Annotated in this window: 2 protein-coding genes and 1 pseudogene; all 3 read right to left on the bottom strand. The window is 75.0% G+C overall.

The genetic code is table 11. The annotated features are described in order from the left end of the window. On the bottom strand, positions 1-1408 hold a 1408-nt coding region (locus tag AB0J39_RS38645), incomplete at its 3' end, for a protein kinase (RefSeq protein ID WP_363474052.1). A 197-nt stretch (positions 1409-1605) separates the two neighbouring features. Further along, positions 1606-2991 carry a DUF1116 domain-containing protein gene (locus AB0J39_RS38640; protein ID WP_363474050.1) on the bottom strand — a complete coding sequence of 462 codons (1386 nt, stop codon included), beginning with the start codon at positions 2989-2991 and terminating at the stop codon, positions 1606-1608. A gap of 34 nt (positions 2992-3025) precedes the next feature. After that, positions 3026-3845: pseudogene (locus tag AB0J39_RS38635) on the bottom strand (FdrA family protein); the annotation flags it as partial.

The following is a 3845-nucleotide window of genomic DNA, read 5'->3' as shown; positions in this document are numbered from 1 at the left end:
CGCCGGCCTGTGCCGCGCCTGCCTGTGCCGCGCCTGCCTGTCCTGCGCCTGCCTGTCCTGCGCCTGCCTGTCCTGCGCCGGCCTGTGCCGCGCCGGCCTGTGCCGCGCCGGCTCGCATCGTGCCGGCCGGCTGCGGGGACGCCGCGTACTGCCCCGGCCGGTGCGGAGGCTGCGCGGTCGCGCCCAGATCGCCGGGCATGTCACCCGAGGTGGGCGTCGGCCACATGGCCTCCTTCGGCCGTTCCGGCGCGTGCGTCGATCCCGAGGGGGACGACAGCGGGTCGAAGGCCATGTCGGGGGAGGGCACCTGCCCGAAGGCGGTCACGGGCCCGAACGCGCCCGGAGGCTCGTACGCGGGCTCGTCGGGCCGGACGTCCACGGAGTGGGACTCGGCGGGGCGCGGCGCGGCGCCGCCGGGCAGGCTCTCCGCCGTGAGCGGCACGCGGACCGGCCCCGAGGGCGTCTCGATGATGCGCGAGGGCAGCGGCCCCGAGGGGATGTCGAGCGGCGGCAGCAGGCCCGCGGGCGTGGAGTCCTGCGGCGTCGGCACCGAGGACGGCGTCCCGGCACGCCCAGGCAGCCCGGCGCCGTGACTGTGCAGCACACGCTCCAGCATCTCCGCGACCTGCGCGGCCGGAAGGCGGTCGGCCGGGTTCTTGCGGAGCAGACCCTCGATGACCGGCAGCAGCGCCCCCGCCCGGCGAGGCCGGTTGGGCTCCTGCGTCAGCACCGCGCCGAGCACGGCGACCGCGTCCGGTCCCTCGTACGGCGGGCGGCCCTCCACGGCGGCGTACAGCGTCGCGCCGAAGGACCACAGGTCGGCGGCGTGGGTGATCGGGCGGCCCTGCAGGCGCTCCGGCGGGATGTACGCCGGCGAGCCCATCAGCAGCCCGGTCTGCGTGATCGTGACGTCGCCCTCTATGGCGGCGATGCCGAAGTCGGTGAGCACCACGCGGTCGGCGGTGAGCAGCACGTTGCCGGGCTTCACGTCCCGGTGGAGGATGCCGGCGGCGTGGGCGTGGCGCAGCGCGTCGAGCACCCGGATGCCGATCTCGGCGGCCTGCACGACCGGCAGCGGCCCGCTCTGCCGCACGGCCTGCTCAAGAGACCAGGCGCGGACGAGCTCCATGACGATCCACGGCCGCCCGTCCTCCTCCACGACGTCGTGGACGGTGACGATGCCGGGATGGCTGAGCCGGGCGGCCGAGCGCGCCTCGCGCAGCATCCGCCGGTGCGCCGTCTGCGCGCCGGTCTGGTCGAGCCCGAACGGCAGGAGCAGCTCCTTGACCGCGACGTCCCGGTCCAGCAGCACGTCATGGGCGTGCCAGACCATCCCCATGCCGCCGCGGCCCACCGGGGACAGCAGCCGGTAGCGCCGGCCGACGAGACGTCCCTGCCCTTCGGGCACGCCCCCGGAGGGGACTCGGCCCACAGGTCCCTGACCCTCTGGCATAGGGGGGACCATACCGAGCAGGCGATCCGTCGTCATAGATAAGGTCCCCAATTCACGCTCGATCCGCAAGATCCCCCGAACGGACCGTGCGAATTGCATCGGATATCTGAGGTTGACGACGATATTACGGTCTGATGACGGTCAAAGGGAATTCACGCATCCGCCAGCGCGTCGAGAGCGGCCGTGAAGGCCTCGGCCGGCGGGCTGACCAGACCCGCTCCCACCTGGCCGGTTCCCGCGATCCGGCCCGCGATTCCGGTGTTGACGACGGGCAGCGAACCGGTTCTGGCCACGAGCGCCACGTCGATGCCGGCCGGCGTGCCGCGGAAGCCCAGCCCGGGAATCTGGTACGCCGGGTGTTCGGCCATCGTGATCTCGTACATCGAGGTCGTGGCCGCGACGGCGTCGGACACCTCGCCGCCGACGAACCGGACGATCGCGGGGGCCGCCGCCATCGCGAAGCCGCCCAGGCCCGCCGTCTCGGTGATCGTGGAGTCGCCGATGTCGGGATTGGCGTCGTCCGGGCCGTACCCCCCGAGGTACAGGCCGTCGGGCACCCCGGCCGGGCCGGTGAACCACCGGTCGCCGAGGCCCGACACCTGTATTCCGAAATCCGTTCCATTGCGCGCCATGGCCACGACCAGGCTCGATCCGGGCACCCCGCGGGCCGCGTCGGCGCTGACTTTCGCCGCCGCCATTCCCGCGTTCAGGAAGAAATGATCATTTCCATTGATGAAACGCAGCACCTCGGCCGCGCGGTCCGGAGCGGCCTCCACGATCGCGGGCGCGATCTCGCGCACCAGCAGGGACGTCGCCGCGCGGTTGCGGTTGTGCAGTTCGTCGCCCATCTGCAGCGCCTGGGCGATGAGCGTGCGCAGGTCGAGCGGGCCGCAGCGCTCCAGCGCCGCCGCCAGCACCGGCCCCAGCACCTCGCCCATCCAGCGCAGCCGCTCGATGACCTCGGGGCCGTACGCGCCGTAGCGCAGGACCTTGCCCAGCCCCTCGTTCAGCGAGCAGTACGCCGTGCCGCCGTGCTCGGCGTCGGTCACCTCCAGCATCCACATCGACGGGCTGACGACGCCCGCCATGGGGCCGACCGTGCGGTGGTGGTGACAGGAGTCGAGGCGGATCCCCTCGCCGGAGGCCAGGCGGTCCTCCGCCTCCTCGGGGGTGGCGGCCAGGCCCTCGAACAGCATCGCCCCGGCGAGCGCCCCGCGCATCGGCCCGGAGGCGCGCTCCCAGGTGATCGGGGGACCGGCGTGGAAGAACTCCCCGGCCCGCAGGCCCAGGACCGCGTGTGCCGGGCGTACGCCGGTCAGCATGGGCCGCGCCGCCAGCATCCTGCCGACGGCGGTGGCGTTGGCGCCCTCACGGCGGGGGTCGGCGAGCACCCGGGCGAGGGCGGCGGCGGTGCCCGGCAGCGGCGGCCGCCAGTCGACCTCACAGCGCGGCACGGCCTGCCGCTCCAGCGCCTCACCCAGCACCTGCGCCCCCACGGTGACCACCCGCGGCTCGCCGTACAGCATGGAGAGGGTCATCGGGCTCCGATCCTGGTCGGCGCGGCCACGCCCGTCACCCGCCCGCGAGGAGGCGGGCGTGCCGGGCGGCCGCGGCGTTGGAGGTGAAGACCGCCGCCCCGGCCTCGTTGAGCCGGGCGGCCTGGGCGCGCAGCCCCTGCGGGTCGCCGTCGGTGCCGACGAGGGCCACGACCACGTCCACGCCCCTGGCCACGGCCTCCCGCACGGCGGGCGCGAGCCAGGAGGAGGGGTCGGGATCGGCGCCGTGCCCGAGCACGACGTCCATCAGCACGACGCCGGAGGCGAGGCCGCGCAGCGCCTCCAGGCGCAACGCCGGGTCGATCATCGGATGGGCCCGGCCCCGGGTGTAGGAGTCGTCGCCGAAGTCGGTGAACTCGCCGTCGCCCGCGAGCAGGGCGGCCTCCGCACACAGCGTGCCGCCGGCGTAGAGCCCCCGCAGCGGCCCGCGCCGCGCCGCCACGCCGTCGCCCGCCGCTTCCGCGTCGCCGGCCGCTTCCGCGCCGTGCGGCGCGGAAGGGCGAGCCGTCCGGGTGACGGGGGCGGGCCAGGAGGGCCACTCGGGCACGTCGCGGCCGAGGGCGCGCAGCACCTTCTCCGCTGCGGTGGTCAGGTCGTCCTGCCCCGGCCCGAGCAGCGCGGCGACGACCGGCGTCGCCAGGTCGAGGTCCCGTACGGCGCGGGCCACCTCGGGGGCGGGAGGCTTGGAGACCAGCACGATCAGCTCGGTCGCCGGGTCCTCGTCGAGCGCGCGCAGCGCCTGTACGGCCGAGCGCCCGCCCACCTCGGCGGACAGGTCCCTGCCGCCCACGCCACACGGCGACCGGCCGGTGAGCACGGTGCGTGCTCGTCGTTTC

It is taken from the genome of Microbispora sp. NPDC049633, from assembly GCF_040675265.1.
Taxonomy (GTDB): Bacteria; Actinomycetota; Actinomycetes; order Streptosporangiales; family Streptosporangiaceae; genus Microbispora; species Microbispora maris.
The sequence above is the reverse complement of the archived record's forward strand: the minus strand, read 5'-3'. Positions and strand labels throughout refer to the sequence as shown.

Bases quoted from the DNA above. Each gene is read 5' to 3' on its own strand.
- AB0J39_RS38640 (WP_363474050.1), bottom strand. From the start codon at position 2,991: ATGACCCTCTCCATGCTGTACGGCGAGCCGCGGGTGGTCACCGTGGGG.